A 22,135-nucleotide genomic window follows, 5' to 3' on the forward strand; every position below is an offset into this window, starting at 1 on the left:
TCCTCCAGTGCGCTCTGTGGTTAAATCTAAGCCATACTCTATATTAATTAAACAAAATCTCTCCGTCATTATTAGCCAATTAACTATCATTTAATAATAAAATTGCCTATTTTTGCAACCTTTAAAATTCGACGCGAACACATTGATGTACAAGGAATATAAGCAGTTAAATCTATCCCAAACAGGTAAAGATGTGCTGGATTTCTGGAAACAGAACGGCATATTCGAGAAAAGTATCAGCAGCAGGCCGGCAAGCAAGCCATACACCTTTTACGAAGGCCCGCCCAGCGCTAATGGTATGCCCGGTATTCACCACGTTATGGGGCGTAGCATTAAAGATATTTTTTGCCGTTACAAAACCCTCAAAGGTTTCCAGGTAAAGCGTAAAGGCGGCTGGGATACCCACGGTTTGCCTATTGAGCTGGCTGTAGAAAAATCCTTAGGCATCACTAAAGATGATATTGGTAAAAAGATAACTGTAAAAGAGTATAACGACGCCTGCCGCAAAGAGGTAATGCGTTACACGGATGTTTGGAACGACCTTACCCTTAAAATGGGTTACTGGGTCGATCTTGATAATCCCTACGTTACTTACGAGAACGAATATATAGAAAGCCTTTGGTGGATCCTGAAACAGCTTTACAATAAGGGCCTGCTTTATAAAGGTTACACCGTACAGCCCTACTCACCAAAATCGGGCACGGGCCTTAGCTCGCACGAGCTGAACCAGCCGGGTACCTACAAAATGGTAAAGGATACCACCATTGTGGCCCAGTTTAAAGTAAAGAACTATCAGGATTCGGCCTTTTTATTTGATGGCGTAAACAGCGATGTATTTATCCTGGCCTGGACGACCACCCCCTGGACGCTTCCATCAAACTGTGCGCTGGCCGTTGGTGAAACCATTAATTACGTACAGATAAATACCTTTAACCCTTATACTTACGAGCCTGTTAGCGTTGTATTGGCTAAGGATCTGGTAAAAAAATACTTTAAGGCCGAAGGAGAAAATGCTTCTTTTGATGATTACAAAGGCGGTGATAAAATTATACCGTGGACTTTAACCCGCGAGTTTAAAGGCACGGATCTGTTGGGCATCCACTACGAACAGCTAATGCCGTATGTAACCAATGCGGATCTGGAGGCTAATGCTTTCCGTGTTATTCCTGCTGATTTTGTGACTACCGAGGATGGTACCGGTATCGTACACACGGCATCTATTTTTGGTGCGGATGACTTTAGGGCATGTAAGGAAAATAACGTGCCATCGGTACTGATCAAAGACGAGAATGGTAAAGAAGTGCCTTTGGTTGATAAACAAGGCCGTTTTGTAGATGAAGTTACCGATTTTGCAGGCCGTTATGTTAAAGAAGAATATTATACTGATGCAGACCGTACAGCAGAAGGTTTTAAACCAACTGATGTACTGATCTCTATCAAATTAAAAACAGAGAACCGCGCATTCGATGTTAAAAAATACGAGCACAGCTACCCACATTCGTGGCGTTCTGATGAGCCGATACTATACTACCCGTTAGATAGCTGGTTCATCCGTACTACCGCGGTGAAGGATAAAATGGTTGCGCTGAACAAAACCATTAACTGGAAACCCGAAAGCACCGGTACAGGCCGTTTTGGTAACTGGTTGGAGAATTTGGTGGACTGGAACCTGTCGCGTTCACGCTATTGGGGTACCCCACTGCCTATCTGGCGCGAGGAAGATGGCAAAGAAGAAAAATGCATCGGTTCGATAGCAGAACTGAATGCCGAAATTGAAAAATCTATTGCAGCAGGTTTAATGCCTGCGGGCTTTAAGCTGGAGGATATGCACCGCCCCTATGTGGATGATGTAATACTGACTTCATCTACCGGTAAACGCATGCTGCGCGAGCCTGACCTGATTGACGTTTGGTTTGATAGCGGCGCTATGCCTTATGCGCAATGGCATTTCCCTTTTGAGAATAAAGACGAATTTGCTGCTGCCTATCCGGCAGATTTTATTGCCGAAGGTGTTGACCAAACCCGCGGCTGGTTTTTTACCCTGCATGCCATTGCAGTGATGTTGAGCGAAGCCAGCGACGAGGTGAAAGCCATTAACGAACTGGTTGGCAACAAGGGCGTAGCGTTTAAAAACGTAGTATCTAACGGTTTAGTGCTGGATAAGAACGGTAACAAAATGTCTAAACGTTTAGGCAATGGTATAGATCCGTTTGAAACCATAGAGCAATTTGGTGCCGATGCCGCCCGCTGGTACATGATCAGCAATGCCGCACCATGGGATAACCTGAAGTTTAACATAGAAGGCCTGGATGAGGTTCGACGTAAGTTCTTCGGTACGCTGTATAATACTTATTCATTCTTTGTGCTTTATGCCAATATCGATCAGTTTAAGTATGAGGAAGCCGAGATAGCCATTGAGCAACGCCCCGAGCTTGACCGCTGGATCATCTCCTTACTAAATACCTTAAGCAAAGAGGTTGACGATTTTTACGCTGATTTTGAGCCTACCAAAGCCGCCCGTGCTATACAGGAATTTGTGGATGCACACTTTAGTAACTGGTACATCCGTTTAAGCCGCCGCCGTTTCTGGCGGTCGGATAACTCGGATGATAAGCTATCTGCTTACCAAACGCTTTACACCTGTTTAATCACCATCAGCAAATTAATGGCACCTATTGCGCCGTTTTTTGCCGAGCGTTTATATACCGACCTGAACAGCGTAACCGGTAAAGAGGAATTTGAATCTGTACATCTGGCTTACTACCCGGAATATCATAACAACCTGGTAGATGCCGCACTGGAAGAGCGGATGCAGATGGCGCAGGATATATCATCACTGGTATTATCGCTCCGTAAAAAGATCGAGATCCCTGTCCGCCGCCCTTTAAGCAAAATTTTATTGCCGATACTGGATAAGAACTTTAAAGAGCAGATAGAAAAAGTAAAAGAGCTGATCCTATCTGAAACCAATATCAAAGGCATAGAATACATTACCGATGCCGCCGGTTTTATCAAAAAGAAGATCAAACCAAACTTTAAGGCCCTTGGTGCCAAAGTAGGTAAGGATATGAAGGATGTGGCTGCTGCCATTAACGCTTTTGGACAGGAAGAGATTTCGGAATTAGAGATTGCAGGCACTATTACAGTGCTTGATGGCAAATACCCGATACTACTTACCGACGTGGAGATCATCGCAGAAGATGTACCGGGATGGCAGGTTGCAAATTTAGGCAAACTAACCGTGGCTTTAGATGTTACGATAACCGATGAGTTGAAAGAAGAGGGCATAGCCCGCGAACTGATAAACCGCATACAAAACTTACGTAAGGCTAAAGAATTTGAAGTTACCGACAAGATAACCGTAACCGTGAGTTGTGGTGCGGAGATCTGGAAAGCGACGGAAAATAATTTATCCTATATTTGCGCCGAAATTTTAGCCGATACCTTAGTGCTTGATAATCACCTGAGTGAAGGTGAAAAAGCCGTAATTGACGAATATGAAATTTTGATTGCTATAATTAAAAGTTAAATGGAAAACGAAAAAACAAGGTATTCTGATTCAGAATTAAAAGAATTTAAGGATCTATTATTAGAAAAATTACGCAGCTCTAAAGAAGAGCTTAACGCATTGGCCACTTCTTTAAGTTCGCCAAACGCGAATGGTACAGATGATACCGCCGGTACCTACAAAACACTGGAGGATGGTTCTGCAACGTTAGAGAAAGAACAGATTAACCAGTTAGCTGCCCGCCAAAAGAAATTTATTGAGCAGTTGGAGGCCGCTTTGGTGCGTATCGAAAACAAAACCTATGGTATTTGCCGCGAAACCGGTAAGCTGATCCCAAAAGAACGCCTGCGTGCCGTGCCGCACACTACGCTTACGATGGAAGCCAAACTAAAGCAATAAATGAAGGCAGCTTATACAAAACCTTTTTTTACTGCTGCACTTATTATCCTGCTCGATCAGGTCATTAAGATCTGGGTGAGGAAACATATGTTTTTGGGTGAAGAGATCCGCTTTTTAGGCAACAGGGGCATGCTGCACTACACCGAAAATAACGGTATGGCTTTTGGCATGGAACTGGGCGGCGAATTTGGCAAGCTGGCTTTAACGCTGTTTCGTATTGTAGCCGTTTGCGGTATTGGGTATGCACTTGTATTCCTGATCAAACACAAATATCACCGCGGCCTGGTAATGATGGTAGCCCTGATACTGGCCGGCGCTTTGGGTAATATTATTGATTCTACCTTTTATGGGGTGATATACAACTATGCGGGCATATTTCATGGCCGTGTGGTAGATATGTTTTATTTCCCGCTATTAACCGGGCAGTTCCCGGCATGGTTACCTATATGGGGTGGTGAAGAATATATCTTCTTCCGTCCGGTATTTAACCTGGCCGATGCTGCCATATCTGTAGGGGTTATAATGATACTGCTCAACCAGAAGCGCTACTTTAAACAAGAAGAGCCTGAGGTAAGCAGCCCAAACAGCGAAATGGTAGAGGAGTAATGCTCATCCTGATTACACACACAGAAAAGCTCCGGGAAACCGGGTTTTTTTTGTTTACGGCAAACGGGAGAAGCGATGTATGAGGCCGCGGCGAAAAACCTTAATTTTTACCTTTATTATTTGCTTATTAAAACCCCCGGGCACGTTTAAGGTTACACATTTATTATTTATGCTGTTGCATATTAAACTATCGCTGCGTAAATAACTCTATACTATACATACATATTGATACTATGAAAAAAATATTTTTATTAGCCGCATTAGTAGCCACCACATTTGGGGCGTTCGCACAAAATGCAGATCTGCGCCGCAAAATTGAGGTTACCGGCATTGCCGAGCAGGAAGTAACCCCCGATATTATTAACGTATCTATCTCTTTAAAAGAGTATTTAAACGGCAAAAAGAAAGTTACCATCAGCCAGTTAGAGGCCCAATTAGAGAAAGCAGTTGCCGAGGCGGGTATTGCTAAAGAGGATTTTACAGTGAACAACCTGTCATCATGGAACTATGAGACCGAGAAAAAGAAGAATCCTGATTTTTTAGCCAGCAAACAATACGGTATCAAATTTCGCGACCTGAACAGGTTTAACCAGATCATGAGCAAAATAGACCCGAAAGGCATCCAAAACACCAACATCGATAGCTATGATTACTCTAAGATAGACCAGATCAAAAACACCCTAAAGCTTAAAGCCTTAATTGCCGCCAGGGATAAAGCAGCATTTTTAGTAAATGGCCTGGGCGATAAACTGGGCAATGCACTAAATATCACCGAAAGCGATAACAGCAGTTTCCCGCAGCCACGTAATGTAATGTATATGGCAAAAGCAATGAGTGCTGATATGGCGGCTACACCAGAATCAGACATCGACTTTAAAAAAATAAAACTGAGTTTCCAGATTCAGGCAGTGTTCGAAATAAAATAATTCCCGCCGGTATAATTTAAAGCAGCCGCCTATAAAGCAGCTGCTTTTTTATGCTAAAACATTTAATTTAGGGTAATGTTATTTATAGTGTACCGTAAATTAACCATCATGAAAGCATTAAAATATATCGCAGTGATCTTTTTATTATCAGCATCGGTAAGCGCCTGCACCGGCGACCGCAGCAAGGCCACACTTGGCGGCACGCAGGATACCGTTGCCAAAGCCGGTACCGGCGACCCTAATAACACGCACGCCCTCGACTCGGCCAAAACAGACAGCGTTAACAAAGGTAATGCCGACCCCAGCGGCCGCGGCGCAAGCGATACCTTAAATTCCAGACCTGTTCATTAACAGGCGGTTAAAAATATTTTTGCTCAAAAAGGGTTGCTATTATAAATTTTTGATTTTATATTCGTGTCCCCCAAATCATTTGAGCATGATACGTACCCGTCCTAAGAAAGTGCTTCTGGTGGCTTCGCATACTTTTCCCGATCAGTTACTGGCCGGGAACGATAACGTGCATCATGTTTCTGCAATGATGGCTATATTCCCATCCATACATGAATTAAAGCCGGATGTGATACTATTTGACCATGCACACATGGCCGGTAATTTTGACCGCGTGCTGCGCCGCCTGCAAACCAATCCCTTTTATAAACACATTAAAATTTGCTGCTATAAGCATCAGGAAAGCATCACTGCCGATGCAACCTTAAAGGCTTTAGGTGTACACCATATGATCTATCACACCGATGTGCAAAAACAAACAAAAAGCAGTGCAGCCTTCAACGCCATTACCAACCTGGTAAATGCATCGCTTATTAAATTGATAGCCGGTGTGTCGCATTAATACTAAGGTTTGCCTGGTTGTTATTGGGGTAATTGTCTTTTATTCTTCATCTTACCGTACTTCATTTAAGCCTATCAATCATTTTACATAGTGGTAACACATTTACCATAAATTGCTGTTAAACTTGCATGCCGGTTATCGATGTTAAATAAGTTAACATAGGTTAAGGCTTAAGCGTATCACAAAAAATGAAAATAGGAATAGTTTGTTACCCCACGTTTGGCGGAAGCGGTGTTGTTGCTACAGAATTAGGTAAAGCCCTTGCAGACAGGGGCCATCAAATTCATTTTGTTACCTACAACCAGCCTGCGCGGCTTGATTTTTTCTCAGAGAACCTTTTTTACCATGAGGTATCGGTATCACAATATCCTTTGTTTGATTATCCGCCTTATGAACTGGCACTGGCCAGCCGCCTGGTAGATGTGGTAAGATTTGAGAAACTGGATCTGCTGCATGTGCATTATGCTATACCCCATGCCTCTGCAGCATTTATGGCCAAACAAATACTGTTAACCTATGGTATCTCTATCCCGGTTATCACCACACTGCATGGTACGGATATTACGCTGGTTGGGCAGGATAGCACCTACAAGCCCGTAGTAACATTTTCTATTAATCAAAGCGATGGGGTAACGGCAGTATCCGAACATTTAAAGAACGATACTTACAAATACTTTAAGATAGAGAAGGATATAAAAGTGATACCAAACTTTATAGACCTTACCCGTTTTAGCCTGAAAGCTAAAGACCATTTTAAAAAGGCTATTGCGCCCAACGGCGAAAAGGTTTTGGTGCACACTTCCAACTTCCGTAAGGTGAAACGCACCGAAGATGTGATAAAGATGTTTGCCAAAGTGATAGAAAAGATCCCCTCTAAATTATTGATGGTGGGCGATGGCGGTGAAAGATCATTATGCGAGCGCTTGTGCCGCGATTTGGGCATTGCCGAGCATGTGCGCTTTTTAGGGAAGCAGGACGCTATAGAAGAGATCCTATCCGTATCAGACCTGTTCCTGATGCCGTCGCAATCAGAAAGCTTTGGCCTGGCCGCGTTAGAGGCGATGGCCTGCAAAGTGCCGGTGATAAGCAGCAACGCCGGTGGTTTGCCCGAGTTGAACATTGAAGGCGTTACCGGCTTTTTGCTGAATGTTGGCGATGTAGACGGCATGGCCGAAAAAGCTATTTATATATTAGAGGATGAAGAAAGGCTAAACCAGTTTAAAGATAATGCCCTTAAACGCGCCAAAGAACTGGAACTGGCTAATATTATGCCCCAGTATGAAAACTATTATAAAGAGGTTATAGAGCAAAGCATGCAGCAACAGTAAATATTATTATAACCTTTTGGCTTGATTTGTGTTAATACACCAAACAACAATATATTAATCATACACGATCAACCCATGAAAAGAATATTTCAAACATCGCTTGCTATTTTAGCCCTTACTTTTATTATTTCTGCTTGCTCTACACCACAAAACACATCAGCCGGTACATCATCGGGCAATGTTTCGCGCGGTAAATTTGTAGGCACATGGACACTTACCAATGTAACTTACGATGGATTGGTACAAGGCGCTGTACAAAATGTATTTGACCAGGCCCCTCCCGAAGCATTTGTAGGCAGCACCTGGAAATTCACCAACAGCGGTAATGGTATCTATACCTTAAGCAACGGTGCATCTCAAACCATCTTCTGGTCGGTATTTAACGGTACACAATTCCAGTTTAAAAAATTATACCAAGGCGATAAAGCTAAAAATGTGCAGGAGGGTTACCGCCTGGATATCGGCGTTATGAATGGCACCAGCATGACCTTGCGCTCGCCTGTTGCAATAGGCAACAGCAATGGCTACATCATCTACTCGTTTACCAAAGCAAATTAATAAGCTTAAAAGTATAAAGGAAAACCCTGAAGCGATATCGCTTCAGGGTTTTCTTATTAACATTATACTAAAAGCTTTTAGCCTTTAAACTTTGCAATTTTAAGTTACATGGCCGGTGCAAACTTTAAGCATACCGGGTTGCCAATTTCTAACCTGTTAACAGGTTGCGATAGTTTGCCGGTTGTTTCATCTAAACGATAAACTATAATGCTATCGCTGTTTTGATGCGCTATTAACAGATATTTCCCGGTTGGGTCTATCACAAAGTTACGCGGGCCTTTGCCGCCTGTAGGCCTGCGCTCAATAAAGGTTAGTTCGCCATTGTCCTGGTTAATTGCAAATAACGATATATCGTTGGCATCGCCCCGGTTAGTGGCGTATAAAAATTTTCCGTTTGGCGAGATATGAATATCTGCAGCGCCTGTGGCACCTTTAAAGCCATCGGGCAGTAAAGAAATATCCTGTTTCTGTTTCGGCTTGCCGTTATTGTAATCGTAAACGATAACCGAACTGCCCATTTCGGTTATCAGGTAAAGGTATTTTTTATCCGCTGAGAAAGCCAGGTGGCGTGGCCCATAACCCGGCGTAACATTAACAAATGCCGGTTTAGCAGGTACTATCGGGTTATCCTTGCCCCCTTTGTATTTAGTAATGTTTATTTTATCGGTGCCCAGATCGGTGTACAGCACGTATTTTTCATCGGGCGATAATACCGCTGTGTGCACATGGGCTTTTTCCTGGCGCTCTTTATTAATACCGTGGCCACTATCCTTTATGGTTTGTACAGCGGGTGCGATAGAGCCGTCGGCATTCAAAGGCAGTACCGCAATATTTCCCCCCGAGTAGTTGGCTACAAAAAGGTTTTTCTGATCTTTATCTACAGATACATAACACGGCGAACCGCCTAATGTTGGTACCTTATTAATGAATGTTAACTTACCCGTTTTCGGCTCGAAGGAAAACGAGCTCACCTCGCCATTATCATTCTCGTTAACCGCATAAACAAATTTGTTGTTAGCCGATACTGCAAGGTAAGATGGATTGCTAACATCGTCTGTTTGGCTTAAATAGGCCAGCCGGCCGGTTTCGGTATAAAAACGGTACACGGCAATCCCTTTACTTTTACCGGTAGTATAGGCGCCTATAACCAGGTCAAAACTTTTTGGTCCCATATTTTTCTTTTGAGCAAAAATCAGCCCAGGAATAAGGGTTAAAACAACAATCAGGATTTTTTTCATCATTAATACATTGGTTTATATTGCAAGTTAATAAAACAATTAAAAAATAGCAGTTACTTATTAATATTGAGTAAGACAGCGTGCATAACTATTAGTTTAAATTCAGATAAGCCATACCATAAAAAAAGGCGCTAAGTAAGCGCCTCCAAATGTTCTATTCATTAAACATGCTGATCCGAAAAACTATTGGATCAGGTGCTTTAATTGGATCACTTCTTTTTCATCAAGATATCGCCATCTGCCGCGCGGCAGATCTTTTTTAGTAAGGTTGGCATAAACAGAACGGTCAAGCTTTACCACATCGTACCCTAATGATTCGAATATGCGGCGTACAATACGGTTTTTGCCGCTATGTATCTGTATGCCTATTTCTTTCTTAGTACCCCCTGTAACATAAGATACGCTATCGGGTTTAATAAAGCCATCTTCCAGTTCTAAACCAAAACTAATTTTATTAAGGTCGCCCTGGCTAAGGGCTTTGTTTAACTCAACCAGGTAAAGCTTGGTTACGCTGTTACGCGGATGCGATAGCTTATCGGCAAGGTCGCCGTCGTTGGTCATTAATATTAAACCGGTGGTATTGCGGTCCAGGCGGCCTACCGGGTAAATACGTTCGCGGCTGGCTTTTTCTACCAGGTGCATCACGGTGCGGCGCTCTTGCGGGTCGTCTGTAGTGGTGATGTAGTCTTTGGGCTTGTTAAGCAATACGTAAACGTTCTTTTCGCGTTTTAAAGCCTCACCGTTGTAGCGTACCAGGTCTTTAAGCGGGTCAACCTTGTGGCCAAGTTCAGATATCACCTCTCCGTTTACCGATACCACACCGGCAGCAATCAATTCATCGGCCTTGCGGCGGCTGCAGATACCGGCATTGGCTATATAACGGTTCAGGCGTATCAGGCCGTCATCCTTGGTTTTAACAACCGGATTTTTACGGCCGCGCATAGTTGGTTTTGATACAGCATCATCCCCCTCCCGTTTCCTGAAACCTGTTGATGTACTTGGGAAATCTTTAGTACCGCCACGGGTGCCGCCAAACTTTTTATCGCCGCCAAAACTTTTCTTTGGCCCGTCGGTGCCGGCAGGGCGCCTGTTAAATGGTTTATCCCCGGCAGCAGAAGTTTTACGCGGGCCATACGATGCAGGGCCTAAACCCGGCTTCTTAAAACTCCCGCCTTCGCTGTCGCCGTTTTGCGGGCGGCCGCTGTAGGGTTTATCGCGCGGGGTAAAATTTTTACGTTCGCCTGCGGGTGCATCTCCAAAACTACGTTTAGGGCGGTCTGTGTCCGCCGGACGGCCGGTATAAGGTCGCCCTTTGGCGGTAAATGCCTTTTTATCGCCGCTAAATGATGAAGATTGCCCATAGCTTTTTCCGGGCCTTTCGGTGCCGTCAGCATCTGGTTTACCTGTATTGGGTTTTGCGTATGATGAGCCCCTCTTATCAGTAGAGAAGTTTTTTTTACCGTCTGTACGGCCTGCGCCGAAGGGTTTTCCGGTGGCCGAAGATGATGGCTTTCTGGAGTTTTCACCACCGCTTTTTGAGCGGCCTTGTGATTTGTTGGGCCTGTCGTCGCGACTACCTGCTGGTCTTTTAAATACCATAATTTTTTGTTTTGCGCTTTCGCAGCGTGAGGGTACAAAAGTACAACATTTTAACCAAAAAAACAACTTTTTATCCCGGTTCAAAAACAACGTTTAAAGTGCTTTAAACCGCGATTTTGACGCCTATTTTAAAATCTCAAAACACTAAGCACATAGTAAGTATTTGATAATCTGCTTTATATAGCTTACCTTTGCCGCACATCATACCAAAAAGTATAATTAATGAGTAAAATTGAAATGACTAAAAAACACTTAATTACGTGCTCCGTAATCCTGGTGCTGGTTATCATTTCCAGACTTAACATTTTCAGTACAGACCCTGTTTATCCGGCAAATCACATCGCTTATACGCCCTCAAATCTCATCTTTAGCAAGCCTGCCGAAGAAGCTGATGTAGTGTATAATTTTGCCAACGAGGCACTGCCTGTTAACGACAAGAAAGTAGATTTTAAATTAAAAAAATCAATAGCAAAACACAGGTACAAAAACATCCAGTCGAATGTTTTACATGCTAAAGCCGACAAAATGTTCCCTATCATCGAACCTATCTTAAGAGCCTACGGTATCCCCGAAGATTTTAAGTTTGTACCGCTGGTAGAATCGGGCTTATGCGGGGGCACATCACCAAAAGGCGCACGCGGCGTATGGCAGTTTATGCCGGGCACTGCACGCAGTTATGGTTTAAAGGTTGGCAAGGGGAAAGACGAACGCTTAAATCTGCGTAAATCTACCATTGCGGCCTGCAAATACATTAAAGAACTGTATGGTGAATTTAACAGCTGGACACTGGCCGCCGCCGCTTACAACAATGGTTCTATTAAACTGGAACGCGCTATGAACAGGCAGAATGAGGATAATTATTTCCGCATGAGCCTTAACCGCGAAACCGGTTCTTACATTTACAAGCTTATTGCCATGAAAGAGATCATCAATAAGCCTGATAAATACGGTTATAAAAACTTTTATAGCTACAATCAAAAACCATTGCCATTCTTTTTGGCATACAATTAAAGTAATTTAATATTACGGAGCACATTTAAAAGCCACCCCGGTTAGGGTGGCTTTTTTCATTTTTTTAAAACCAAAAGAGCTATTATATCGTACATGTGTTTTTCAGCCGAAACTTACGTACCTAAACCCTGATTAATAACAGTAACCCCTACTGCATCATAACTCCAGTTTTTTACGATACTTAAACTTTTTTGCTATGACTAAAATGGAGCATGCCCTGAGGTATTTGATTGCCGTTGAGAAAAAAAACAAAGGTTTTTTTAAAGAACACAACCTTAAAATAGCGGATTGTGTAGACCTTACCAATAATGGCAACACGGTTAATGTAGCTATCATCAACAAATCGCTGCCCGCGAGTATTAAGGATGATATTAAGGCTATGTTTTGGCTGTGATGCTAACCGTTTAGGGTTAAGCATTTAAACTTTTACTTTGTAAAAATAAGAGTATGAAGCTTTGCAGCATCAATAAAAAAGTGTCTTATAAACATTTAATAAAGCCTTGATGATGAGAATAGAATTTTACATTAATCGGCACTACATATCACTTCCGCCCCTGTAAATCACCACGGTTATTGCGTATATTTGCGAACTTTTTTAGTAATAGTACGGCCTTTTAAAAACTATGCCGTAGCTGTCTTGTTTTGTGAAAATATATGAGCGAAAAAACATTAGACCTGGGCGAGCAAAGCGAAGTTGAAGTTTATGGTGCACGGGTGCATAATTTAAAAAATATAGATGTTTCTTTTCCGCGTAATAAGCTGGTTGTTATAACCGGGCTTAGTGGCAGCGGCAAATCATCACTGGCATTTGATACTATTTATGCCGAAGGGCAACGCCGTTACATGGAAACATTTTCGGCCTACTCGCGCCAGTTTATGGGTGGTATGGAAAGGCCGGATGTGGATAAGGTATCGGGCCTTAGCCCGGTTATCGCTATCGAGCAAAAAACAACCAGCAAAAACCCGCGCAGTACAGTTGGTACCATTACCGAGATATACGATTTTATGCGCCTGCTTTTTGCACGGGCGGGTGATGCCTACAGCTACACCACCGGCGAAAAGATGGAGCGCATGAGCGAAGACCAGATCCTGAAAACGATAATGGAAAAGTTTGACGGCCAGCCAATCAACATATTGGCACCGGTGGTAAAAGCCCGTAAAGGCCATTACCGCGAACTTTTTGAGCAGATCAGAAAGCAAGGCTATCTAAAAGTTTACATTGACGGTGCCATTGCCGATGTAGAAGCCAAGATGCAGGTTGACCGTTACAAGATACATGATATTGATATAGTGGTTGACCGCCTGGTGGTGAGCGAGGCCGATAGCAAAAGGTTATATACCTCGGTACAATCGGCCCTAAAAACAGCCAAGGGCATTATCCGCATTGCGGATAAGGATAATAATGTAGCCTATTTTAGCAAATACCTGATGGACCCGGTATCGGGTATCTCTTATGACGAGCCGCAGCCTAATACATTTTCGTTTAACTCGCCTTATGGTGCCTGCGAAAAGTGTAACGGCTTAGGTTATATATTTGAAGTAGATGAAGCCTCGGTAGTGCCGAATCCTAAATTAAGCATCTTAAATGGTGGTTTAGCACCAATAGGCGAGTATCGCGAAACCTGGATCTTCCAGGTATTAAAAGCGTTGGCTAAAAAGTATGAGTTCTCATTATCCACCCCGATAGAAAAGCTAACCCGCGAACAGCTGGATCTTATCCTGAACGGTTCGCCGGATATGATAACCGTTGCCGTGGAGTATAATAAATGGAATGTACAAAGTTACCAGATAACCTTTGACGGCATCATCCGCATGCTGGAAGAACAGCAGGAACGCCGTAATGACGAAGGAATGGACGATATGGAAAACTATCGTGTACTACGTACCTGCCCGGTTTGCGATGGCGCAAGGCTTAAAAAAGAATCACTGCATTTTAAGATCGATGAAAAAAACATTTTTGAGCTATCCTGCATGGATATTACTACGCTTAACAAGTGGTACACCGGCCTGGAAGACCGCCTGAGCGAACGGCAAAATGTTATTGCCAAAGAGATTTTGAAAGAGATACGTGCAAGGATAGGCTTTTTGCTGGATGTAGGCTTAAGCTATTTAACGCTTGACCGCACAGCCAAAACCCTATCAGGCGGTGAAGCGCAGCGCATCAGGCTGGCTACGCAGATCGGTTCGCAACTGATGAATGTAATGTACATTTTAGATGAGCCCAGCATCGGCCTGCACCAGCGCGACAACGAGCGTTTAATTAACGCCCTTAAAAACCTGCGCGACCTGGGTAACACCGTTTTGGTTGTAGAACATGATAAAGATATGATACTGGAAGCCGACCATGTAATTGATATGGGCCCGGCTGCCGGCGTACACGGCGGCACTATTGTAGCGCAGGGTACCCCTGCCGAGTTAATGGCGCATCATACTCTTACCACATCCTATATCAACGGCGAACGTGAGATAGCCGTCCCTAAAAAACGCCGCGAAGGCAACGGTAAAACCCTATCGCTTAAAAAGGCCACAGGCCATAATTTAAAAAAGGTATCGGTTGATTTCCCGTTAGGTAAACTGATCGGCGTAACCGGCGTGTCTGGCAGCGGTAAATCAAGTTTAATTACCGAAACATTATACCCGATATTAAACCATCACTTCTTTCGGGCTAAAAAAGTGCCATTGCCTTATGATAAAATTGAAGGCCTGGAACATATCGATAAAGTTATCGAGATAGACCAAACACCCATTGGGCGTACACCGCGTTCAAATCCGGCAACTTACACAGGGGTGTTCTCTGACATCCGTAACCTGTTTGTAGCCCTGCCAGAATCAAGGATCCGTGGATACAAACCGGGCCGCTTCTCGTTCAATGTAAAGGGAGGCCGTTGCGAAACCTGCCAGGGGGCAGGCCAAAAAGTGATAGAAATGAATTTTTTGCCGGATGTGCAGGTGCCTTGCGAAGAATGCGGAGGCCGCCGTTATAACCGCGAAACACTGGAAGTGCGCTATCGTGGTAAATCCATAAGCGATGTGCTGGATATGAGCATTGAGGATGCTACGCCGTTTTTTGAGCATATCCCGTCTATCTACCGTAAGGTTAAAACACTTTATGATGTTGGCTTGGGCTATATTACGCTGGGGCAATCGTCTACCACCTTGTCGGGCGGTGAAGCGCAGCGTGTTAAACTGGCTACCGAGCTTTCTAAGAAAGATACAGGCAATACTTTCTATATTTTGGATGAGCCAACAACCGGTTTGCACTTCGAGGATATTAACGTATTGCTTGGCGTTATTAACCAATTGGTGGATAAAGGAAACTCTGTGCTGGTTATTGAGCACAACCTGGATGTGATCAAAGTGGTAGACCATGTGATAGATCTGGGGCCCGAAGGTGGATCTGGTGGCGGTAAAGTATTATACAGCGGCACACCCGAAGGCTTGTGTAAAGTAAAAGATAGCTTTACCGGCCAGTTTCTGAAAAAAGAAATGGGAATAAAGTAAAGTGGTGTTATTACCTATAGGTAAACCCTTTGTTAAAACCCCTCGCCCAGTATATTAATAAAATCACTGCGGGATGGAAATTCCAGGTAGGGATATTTTACTTTACTAAGATACAGGCCCTGCGGATATGCCGGTTGTATCAGCTGTTTATGCTGTGGGTTTATCAGGTAATGCTCAAATTCATCTACGCTTAAGTTACCGGTGCCAATAGCAATAAGTTTACCTGCAATAATGCGCACCATTCTGCCCAGAAAGCGATTGGCCGAGATTTGGAAACGCAGCCTGTCGCCTTTAACGTTAACAGATACCTGGGCTAAGGACACGTTACAGATAGTATGATCGTTTCTGCCGGGCATTTTACAAAAAGCGTGGTAGTCGTTATATTTTAACAGCAGGCCGGCGGCTTGCTGCATACGCCCGATATCCCAATCTTTAATAAGATACAATGCACTGCGGCCGTTCAAAAAAGGGTCTTTATAAGTATGGATAAAATAATCGTAACTGCGTTCGGTAGCATCAAAGCGGGCATGCGGCTGGCCTTCCATCGGGATGATATCAAATAGGGCAATATCATCAGGTAATAGTTTATTTACCCTAAATATCAGGTCAAAATCCCATGGCTCCTCTACATCTGCATGAAAAAAGAACTGGCTGGCATGCACCCGCGCGTCTGTACGCCCACAACCGGTTATATAAACAGGCTTTTTTAATACCCGGCTCAGGGTTTCTTCTAAAACCTGCTGCACGCTTAAGCCATCTGGATGCTTTTGCCACCCGCTGTAGTTTGTACCTAAATACCCTGAATGAAAAAAATATCGCAAAGCGGGTGATTATTGTAGAGGCTAACTTACCATTTTATATCTTATCTATCCGTACCCATTGCATACCTGCCGCTTCGGCTGCCTGTACACCAGGCTCGCCGTCTTCAAACACCAGGCAGTGCCGGGGCTCAACGCCAAGCTGTTTGGCAGCAGCCAAAAACGGATCGGCATAGGGTTTACCATGGGTAGTTTCACCGGCGCATATCAGTACCTCCACCATTTCCCTTATACCTAAAACCTGCAAGGTCTTTTCAACCGAAGTACGGCTCCCGCCGGATACCACACCAATTTTAACCTTGCCTGCGTGATTAATAAGATGGTTCACTACGTAATCAATAGGCTGTGTTTTCTCAATGTACTCGCTAAAAAAAACTTTGTGCTTACGGGCGGCAAAATCTACCGGATCAAACGTAGTATTATAGCGTTTATTTATTTCACCAACTACGTTTAATATAGGCAGGCCGGCAAACTCATCTATAATATCGCCTTCAATTACATAACCGTCATCTGCAGCAACACGTATATAGCTTTCTTTATGGGCGCCCATATTATCGGCAAGGGTGCCGTCGCAATCGTATAAAAATGCTTTATAATCGCCCGAAGAAATTTTGGTTAAAGCTTTATATTTTTGAGCTGATAGTTGCTGATCCATTATGGCTGCAAGTATAAACAAACCTGTAAATATTATTGTAACAGGTAAGTAAATAGGCTGCATTCACTTTGTAGTTAAATAAACTGTAACTTTAAAATGGCTTTTCAACCTGTAAAGCCCAATAAATATTATTTGTAAATTACGTTATGAATTTTAAGATCTATCTGGTGATTTTTGCCGGTGTGCTGATTATATTGTTTGCCATATTCAGCTTTTTTGCCGTTGGTGCAAATAGCGAACAGTGGGGGAGCCTTTTTTTAGGTGCTGCCATTGGCTGTTTACTTGCTGTTGGCTTCCGTTTTTCTAAAAAGAAAAGGCTGGACAATAAAAAAGCTCAATAAATATTGCGGCCGGCGCCGCCATCAACCTGTATAGTTTGCCCGCTTATGTAGGCCGCCTGCTCTGATGCCAAAAAAGTAACCAGTGCTGCCAGTTCTTGCGGCTTGCCAATGCGCCCCAGGGGGATAGCTTTGGTTTTTTGCTGCATGGCTTCTTCGGGTGTAACATTTTTGGGCAAGGTGTGCTTAATACGTTCCGTTAATATTAATCCCGGCGCTACATTATTAACCGTGATATGATAAGGCCCAAATTCATCGGCCATTAGCTTTGCCATCCCTACAACGCCCATCCGCATAGCGGTAGAAAGCACCGAATTATCCAGCACCGTTTTTACCGAACCGCTGATGATATTAATGATGCGCCCGCTACCGGTTTTTTGCAGATGAGGCAATACTAAACGGCTGGTGCGCGCCATGCTTAGTAAATTAAGGTCAAAGGCTTGCTGCCATTGCTGGTCGTCAAAATTCTCAAACTTATCAAACGGGGGGCCGCCGGCATTATTCAATAATATATCTATCCGCCCAAAAGCATTGGCTGCTTTGCTTATAAATTCAGCTACCTGCGTGGCGTTAGCAACATCAACAGGTATGGCCAGCACAGTGTTACCGGTGGCTTGTGTAATCTCTGCAGCAGTATCTTTCAACAGTTCTTCATCGCGCGAGCCAATAATAACTTTGGCGCCTTCGGCAGAGAGCGACATGGCAATTGCTTTACCCAAACCTTTGCTGGCTGCCAATACTATAGCTACCTTATTAGTTAGTTTTAAATCCATATAATGATAACGCCAAATTGTATTACTTGTTGATTTTTGGTTTACAAGGTTATAGTGTTTTAGCTAACATAAATAAAATATATTTGCACTAAGCTTAACCGCGCAAACATTACTGATCATACAAGATGAAAAACCAGGTTGCACGTACTTATTTACTGCTGGGCATAGCACTCATACTATTTGCATCTGCCGAGCTTTTTGTTGGGCCTGGCAAGGTTAAAGATTTTATGAACGGTGGTTCGGCAGGGTTTGCACTTGCGGGCTGCATTAGTTTTGTAATGTTACTGATAGCTAATTTTAAGAAACGCTAAAACATGAACAAATTTATCCGGAGTGTTGGTTTTGCGCTAAAGGGCCTAAGGTATGCCTTTATTACACAGCTTAACTTCAGGATACAAACCAGTGCGGCATGTGTAGTTATTGCACTGGGGCTATATTTAAATATCAATACGCAGGAATGGCACTGGATAAACCTATGTATTGCCCTGGTGCTGGTAATGGAACTTTTTAATACCGGCATAGAAGCCCTTGTAGACCTGGTATCGCCACAATATAATAAACTGGCCGGCCATGTTAAAGATGTAAGCGCAGCAGCAGTTTTAATAATGGCTTTATTTACGCTGATAACCGGTATTATTATTTTTGCACCCAAATTACTTTTACTTTTCCATGCTGCATAAAACCCGTGGCATTGTTTTTAAAACTACCGATTACAGCGAAAGCAGCGTTGTAGTACAGATCTTTACCGAAAAATTCGGGTTGCAATCATACATCATTAACGGTGCAAAAAAGCCTAAGGCTAAAATAAACCGTAATATGCTGCAGCCGCTGCACCTGGTAGATATGGTGGTTTACCACAAAGCCAATGGAAACGTACAGCGCATAGCCGAATTAAAGAATGCACCTATGTTGCAAACCATCCCGTATGATGTGATTAAAAGCTGCATTGCCATGTTTCTGAACGAGGTATTATATAAAGCGGTAAAGCAACAAACACCAGATGAAAACATCTTCGATTTCGTTTTTAATGCCATCGAATTATTGGACCATAAAACCCGCGGACTTGCAAACTTTCATTTGCTGTTTTTGGTGCAATTAACGCGCTATCTGGGTTTTTACCCGCATGGCAAAGTAGCTGCTGATGCCGATTACTTTGACATGAAGGATGGCGTGTTCAGCAATTACAGGCCCGATAGCCTTTCTTATTTATCGCCGCCGCATACCAAAAATTTTTATACGCTGTTAAAAAGTAACTTCGGCAATATTAATGAAGTAAAACTAAACAACGACGAGCGGCGTTACCTCATCAATAAACTATTAGAATATTATGCCATGCACATAGAAGGTTTTGGCAACATCAGATCGCATGAAGTATTAGAAGAGGTTTTAGGATAGGTTGTTAACCTAATACTTCGCTTACAAAAAACAAATTTTATAATTTAGCAAAATGCCTGTCATCTATCAAAAAGCAATCAAAAACGCCTTATTAATTTTAACAGCAATATTTTCGCTTACTGCCTGCGGCCCCAAAAAGAAAGATAAAACCAAAATATCGTTCAAAAGCGTAGAAGGGATTACTTTCCTGGAGGTATCGCGTAAGCAAAACAATGGGCTGTCGTTTAACGAATATGGCTTTCACCTGATGCCAGATTGGCGTTTGCGTTTCGTATCTGAAGATTCGGCAGCGTTATATAGCCCGGTTAAAGGCAAGTTCTTCAACTTCCCGCTGGCCTTGGGTACAGATTCGGTTTTTAACATTGCCCATGCCTTTTTAAAGATGAAGGTGATGAGCAAGGATAGCTTGATATTTTTATTGTTAGAAGCGCAGGGCGATTCGATAAATCTGAATAAATCAAGGGTAACCATGAGGCTTTACTCTGAGGATTACATCAAAAATAAATTAAAAACCGATGTATCTGTGCTGCAGCGTGCCAGTAAGCGTGATAGTGTGTATGTGCGTGGCCTTGTAGCTAAAGCCAACAGCGATATTAAAAAAGCGTTCGCTGCATCGCAGCCGGTGCAAATGATCAGCACCAACCCCAATTTGGCAGTTAATCAGCGTAAAGCAAAACCCAGCCTTATTGATAATAAGTATAGTACTGATGATGATTACCTTAACCCGGTTTACGACATCGTGATCCACAAAGCGTATCAAAATTTCGATTACTCCTTTAAAGCTACGATAGATTCTGTTGGCGTATGGCATTATGATAAACCATTGGTTGTGTTTTTGGGTGATGACGCAGCCGAAAAGAATTTCATCAAGGTATCAACAGGTATTATGAACACCTATTTAAAACTGTTTATGAAAACCGTACCGGGCAAAACTTTGGGAATGGCGCATGCCAGTACTGTAGCCGTAAACGTTAAGGGGATTATGGCGGCTAAATAAGCAGCCTATTTACCTGGTTTAAACAGCCGGGTTAAAAAGTTACCTTCTTCACCTTTTTTCTCTTTAGGCGGTCCAATTAAAAAGGCATAGTCATGAAGGGGTTCTACATGGTCGCAAACTATTTTAAACATACCTAAAAGCGGTACAGCCAGAATCATGCCCGGTATGCCCCAAACAGCCTCGCCCACTACAATAATAAAAATAGTAAATAGCGGATTGATATTTAGCCTGTCGCCTACTACAAGCGGCTCCAGTATGTAGGTTTGAATAAGCTGCACCAAGCCGTAGGTTATAATTACACCTATCACAATACGGGTATCGCCACTTTGTGCCAAAGCCATTAAAATGGTAATGGATGTACCGGTAATATTCCCTGCAAAAGGCACCAGCTCCAATATACCGCATAATACCGCAAAAAATAGTGCATTGTTTACACCAGCTATGCTAAAGCCAATGCCATACATTATCCATAGCATTACAATCATCAAGCCTAAACCACCTAAATAGTTTTGGGTTACGGCACCTGCTTTATCAAGCACAAGCGCCGTTTCTTTACGATCATCCGGTTTAAACAGGCGCAGTATAAATTTTTTGAAATGCCCCCTGTAAAAAATAAAAAGAAAAGTATAAACCAGCACTAAAATAGCATCAACCAAAATACCCGCTAACGAGCCTAAAAGGGTGGTAATCATCCCGGCTGCTTTGCCCATGCCACTACCCTGCTGTTCTTTAATTATTTTTTGCTGCTCGCGATGTGATATGCCAAAATGCTGTTTAACATAATCTTTTGCCCCGGCTATTATACTATTTACCCGCTCTTCAATCTTTGAAAGGTCATCTGCCAGATCGCTTATCTGATACTGCAGCAGGGTTATCACTCCGCCAATTAATACAAGTAGTGCCAGCACACTTAAAACAGATGCCATACCATTACCCATTCCTTTACTTTGCAGCCAATGGCAAACAGGTAAAAGCAGCATAGATAGTATCATGCCAAACGTAAGCGGAATTAAAACTGCCGAGGCAAAGTACAGAATACCAAATACCAACACAAATAACAACAAAATACGGAGCGTTTGATTAAGGTAAGTTACATTCATATACAAAAAGGCAGGATTGGCAATACAAATAAATGAGTAAAGCGCGTTAATTATGCGATAAGCCATCAGCAGATAGCTTACCGCTATCCCTAAGCGCTTGGTATAATTTTGCAGGGTATTAGCCCAGGATACGTTTTTTAATATAGTCGATGGCAGAATCCGGCAATTCGCTGCCACCGGTTTGCAAAATACAGCCATCCTGCTGAATAGTTAATTCGGCCTGGATGTTATCTTCGATATGTACATTAAGTTTATTCTGATTTTTTTCGACCTTGCAGGGTACTTCACGACCCGAGTAATGCATCAAAAACTCATATTTGCCATCTTTTTCGGCCGGGGTGGTATCTTTATCTTCAATCATGGTTTAGTGATTTTTAAATATAACACCAAGCGGGCGGCAATGTTTCAGAAAGCAAAAAAGAGAAAACTTATGGCTTTCTCTTTTTGTGTTTTTACTGACCTCATTATATCATAAAGAACAATTGGGTAGGTAGGATATATAATAATTAACCAAATATAATATCTATATACTAAG

General features: G+C 42.9%; 23 protein-coding genes. 16 read left to right on the top strand and 7 right to left on the bottom strand.

What is annotated here, in order from left to right:
• Positions 1-145 precede the first annotated feature (145 nt).
• From ileS to E2R65_RS14540, 8 genes are all read left to right on the top strand, one after another.
• Positions 146-3,529 (top strand): isoleucine--tRNA ligase, encoded by a 3,384-nt coding sequence (gene ileS / locus E2R65_RS14505; RefSeq protein ID WP_134337456.1) that lies wholly within the window; start codon positions 146-148, stop codon positions 3,527-3,529.
• Positions 3,530-3,907: a TraR/DksA family transcriptional regulator gene (locus E2R65_RS14510; RefSeq protein WP_067055645.1), complete on the top strand. Its 378-nt coding sequence runs from the start codon at positions 3,530-3,532 to the stop codon at positions 3,905-3,907. It abuts the gene before it with no gap.
• Complete coding sequence (locus E2R65_RS14515; RefSeq protein ID WP_134337201.1) at positions 3,908-4,513, top strand: lipoprotein signal peptidase; 606 nt, start codon at positions 3,908-3,910, stop codon at positions 4,511-4,513. It begins immediately after the preceding gene.
• A gap of 233 nt (positions 4,514-4,746) precedes the next feature.
• Positions 4,747-5,439 (top strand): SIMPL domain-containing protein, encoded by a 693-nt coding sequence (locus tag E2R65_RS14520; protein WP_134337202.1) that lies wholly within the window; start codon positions 4,747-4,749, stop codon positions 5,437-5,439.
• 108 nt (positions 5,440-5,547) lie between these two features.
• Positions 5,548-5,790: a hypothetical protein gene (locus tag E2R65_RS14525; RefSeq protein WP_134337203.1), complete on the top strand. Its 243-nt coding sequence runs from the start codon at positions 5,548-5,550 to the stop codon at positions 5,788-5,790.
• Positions 5,791-5,875: 85 nt separating this feature from the next.
• Positions 5,876-6,289 (top strand): hypothetical protein, encoded by a 414-nt coding sequence (locus E2R65_RS14530; protein ID WP_134337204.1) that lies wholly within the window; start codon positions 5,876-5,878, stop codon positions 6,287-6,289.
• A 188-nt stretch (positions 6,290-6,477) separates the two neighbouring features.
• Positions 6,478-7,617, top strand: coding sequence for an N-acetyl-alpha-D-glucosaminyl L-malate synthase BshA (bshA, locus tag E2R65_RS14535; RefSeq protein WP_134337205.1), 1,140 nt, complete (start codon positions 6,478-6,480; stop codon positions 7,615-7,617).
• Positions 7,618-7,692: 75 nt separating this feature from the next.
• Positions 7,693-8,175, top strand: a complete 483-nt coding sequence (locus E2R65_RS14540; protein WP_134337206.1) for a lipocalin family protein — start codon at positions 7,693-7,695, stop codon at positions 8,173-8,175.
• Positions 8,176-8,279: 104 nt separating this feature from the next.
• Here E2R65_RS14540 and E2R65_RS14545 read toward each other — a convergent pair whose 3' ends face one another.
• Positions 8,280-9,347 carry a lactonase family protein gene (locus tag E2R65_RS14545; RefSeq protein WP_229704671.1) on the bottom strand — a complete coding sequence of 356 codons (1,068 nt, stop codon included), beginning with the start codon at positions 9,345-9,347 and terminating at the stop codon, positions 8,280-8,282.
• Positions 9,348-9,596: 249 nt separating this feature from the next.
• Positions 9,597-11,012, bottom strand: coding sequence for a pseudouridine synthase (locus E2R65_RS14550; protein ID WP_134337207.1), 1,416 nt, complete (start codon positions 11,010-11,012; stop codon positions 9,597-9,599).
• Between the two features lie 222 nt (positions 11,013-11,234).
• Here E2R65_RS14550 and E2R65_RS14555 point away from each other — a divergent pair, with 222 nt between their 5' ends.
• The 3 genes from E2R65_RS14555 to uvrA all read left to right on the top strand — a co-directional run bounded on the left by E2R65_RS14555 (position 11,235) and on the right by uvrA (position 15,524).
• Positions 11,235-12,023 (top strand): lytic transglycosylase domain-containing protein, encoded by a 789-nt coding sequence (locus E2R65_RS14555; RefSeq protein WP_134337208.1) that lies wholly within the window; start codon positions 11,235-11,237, stop codon positions 12,021-12,023.
• 196 nt (positions 12,024-12,219) lie between these two features.
• Entirely contained in the window at positions 12,220-12,417 is a 198-nt protein-coding gene (locus E2R65_RS14560; protein WP_134337209.1) for a hypothetical protein, read from the top strand.
• A 260-nt stretch (positions 12,418-12,677) separates the two neighbouring features.
• The gene (gene uvrA / locus E2R65_RS14565) at positions 12,678-15,524 is read left to right on the top strand and encodes an excinuclease ABC subunit UvrA (protein ID WP_134337210.1); all 2,847 of its coding nucleotides are present in this window, start codon (positions 12,678-12,680) and stop codon (positions 15,522-15,524) included.
• Between the two features lie 32 nt (positions 15,525-15,556).
• Here the strand turns inward: uvrA and E2R65_RS14570 are convergent, their stop codons facing one another.
• A complete protein-coding gene (locus E2R65_RS14570; protein WP_134337211.1) occupies positions 15,557-16,345 on the bottom strand; it encodes a tRNA pseudouridine synthase A in 789 nt (262 codons plus the stop codon).
• Positions 16,346-16,379: 34 nt separating this feature from the next.
• Positions 16,380-16,997, bottom strand: a complete 618-nt coding sequence (locus E2R65_RS14575) for an HAD family hydrolase (RefSeq protein ID WP_134337212.1) — start codon at positions 16,995-16,997, stop codon at positions 16,380-16,382.
• 146 nt (positions 16,998-17,143) lie between these two features.
• Between E2R65_RS14575 and E2R65_RS14580 the strand changes: the two genes are divergently transcribed.
• Positions 17,144-17,338, top strand: coding sequence for a hypothetical protein (locus E2R65_RS14580; RefSeq protein WP_134337213.1), 195 nt, complete (start codon positions 17,144-17,146; stop codon positions 17,336-17,338).
• Here the strand turns inward: E2R65_RS14580 and E2R65_RS14585 are convergent.
• The gene (locus tag E2R65_RS14585; protein ID WP_134337214.1) at positions 17,332-18,108 is read right to left on the bottom strand and encodes an SDR family oxidoreductase; all 777 of its coding nucleotides are present in this window, start codon (positions 18,106-18,108) and stop codon (positions 17,332-17,334) included. The two genes, E2R65_RS14580 and E2R65_RS14585, sit on opposite strands and share 7 nt — an antisense overlap.
• 125 nt (positions 18,109-18,233) lie before the next feature.
• On the opposite strand from E2R65_RS14585, the gene E2R65_RS14590 reads away from it, so the two are divergent.
• Genes E2R65_RS14590 through E2R65_RS14605 form a run of 4 tightly spaced genes read left to right on the top strand, consistent with a single transcriptional unit; the run spans position 18,234 to position 20,500 of the window.
• Entirely contained in the window at positions 18,234-18,419 is a 186-nt protein-coding gene (locus E2R65_RS14590; protein ID WP_134337215.1) for a hypothetical protein, read from the top strand.
• A gap of 3 nt (positions 18,420-18,422) precedes the next feature.
• Positions 18,423-18,788: a diacylglycerol kinase family protein gene (locus E2R65_RS14595; protein WP_134337216.1), complete on the top strand. Its 366-nt coding sequence runs from the start codon at positions 18,423-18,425 to the stop codon at positions 18,786-18,788.
• Positions 18,778-19,503: a DNA repair protein RecO gene (recO, locus tag E2R65_RS14600; RefSeq protein WP_134337217.1), complete on the top strand. Its 726-nt coding sequence runs from the start codon at positions 18,778-18,780 to the stop codon at positions 19,501-19,503. The genes E2R65_RS14595 and recO overlap by 11 nt, the downstream gene beginning before the upstream one ends.
• 52 nt (positions 19,504-19,555) lie before the next feature.
• Positions 19,556-20,500, top strand: coding sequence for a hypothetical protein (locus tag E2R65_RS14605; protein ID WP_134337218.1), 945 nt, complete (start codon positions 19,556-19,558; stop codon positions 20,498-20,500).
• Positions 20,501-20,505: 5 nt separating this feature from the next.
• Here E2R65_RS14605 and E2R65_RS14610 read toward each other — a convergent pair whose 3' ends face one another.
• Positions 20,506-21,600 carry an AI-2E family transporter gene (locus tag E2R65_RS14610; RefSeq protein WP_134337219.1) on the bottom strand — a complete coding sequence of 365 codons (1,095 nt, stop codon included), beginning with the start codon at positions 21,598-21,600 and terminating at the stop codon, positions 20,506-20,508.
• 118 nt (positions 21,601-21,718) lie between these two features.
• The gene (locus E2R65_RS14615) at positions 21,719-21,961 is read right to left on the bottom strand and encodes a hypothetical protein (RefSeq protein WP_134337220.1); all 243 of its coding nucleotides are present in this window, start codon (positions 21,959-21,961) and stop codon (positions 21,719-21,721) included.
• Positions 21,962-22,135: the final 174 nt, after the last annotated feature.

The sequence above is a fragment of the Mucilaginibacter phyllosphaerae genome (genome assembly GCF_004378255.1).
In the GTDB taxonomy this organism is placed as follows: Bacteria; Bacteroidota; Bacteroidia; order Sphingobacteriales; family Sphingobacteriaceae; genus Mucilaginibacter; species Mucilaginibacter phyllosphaerae.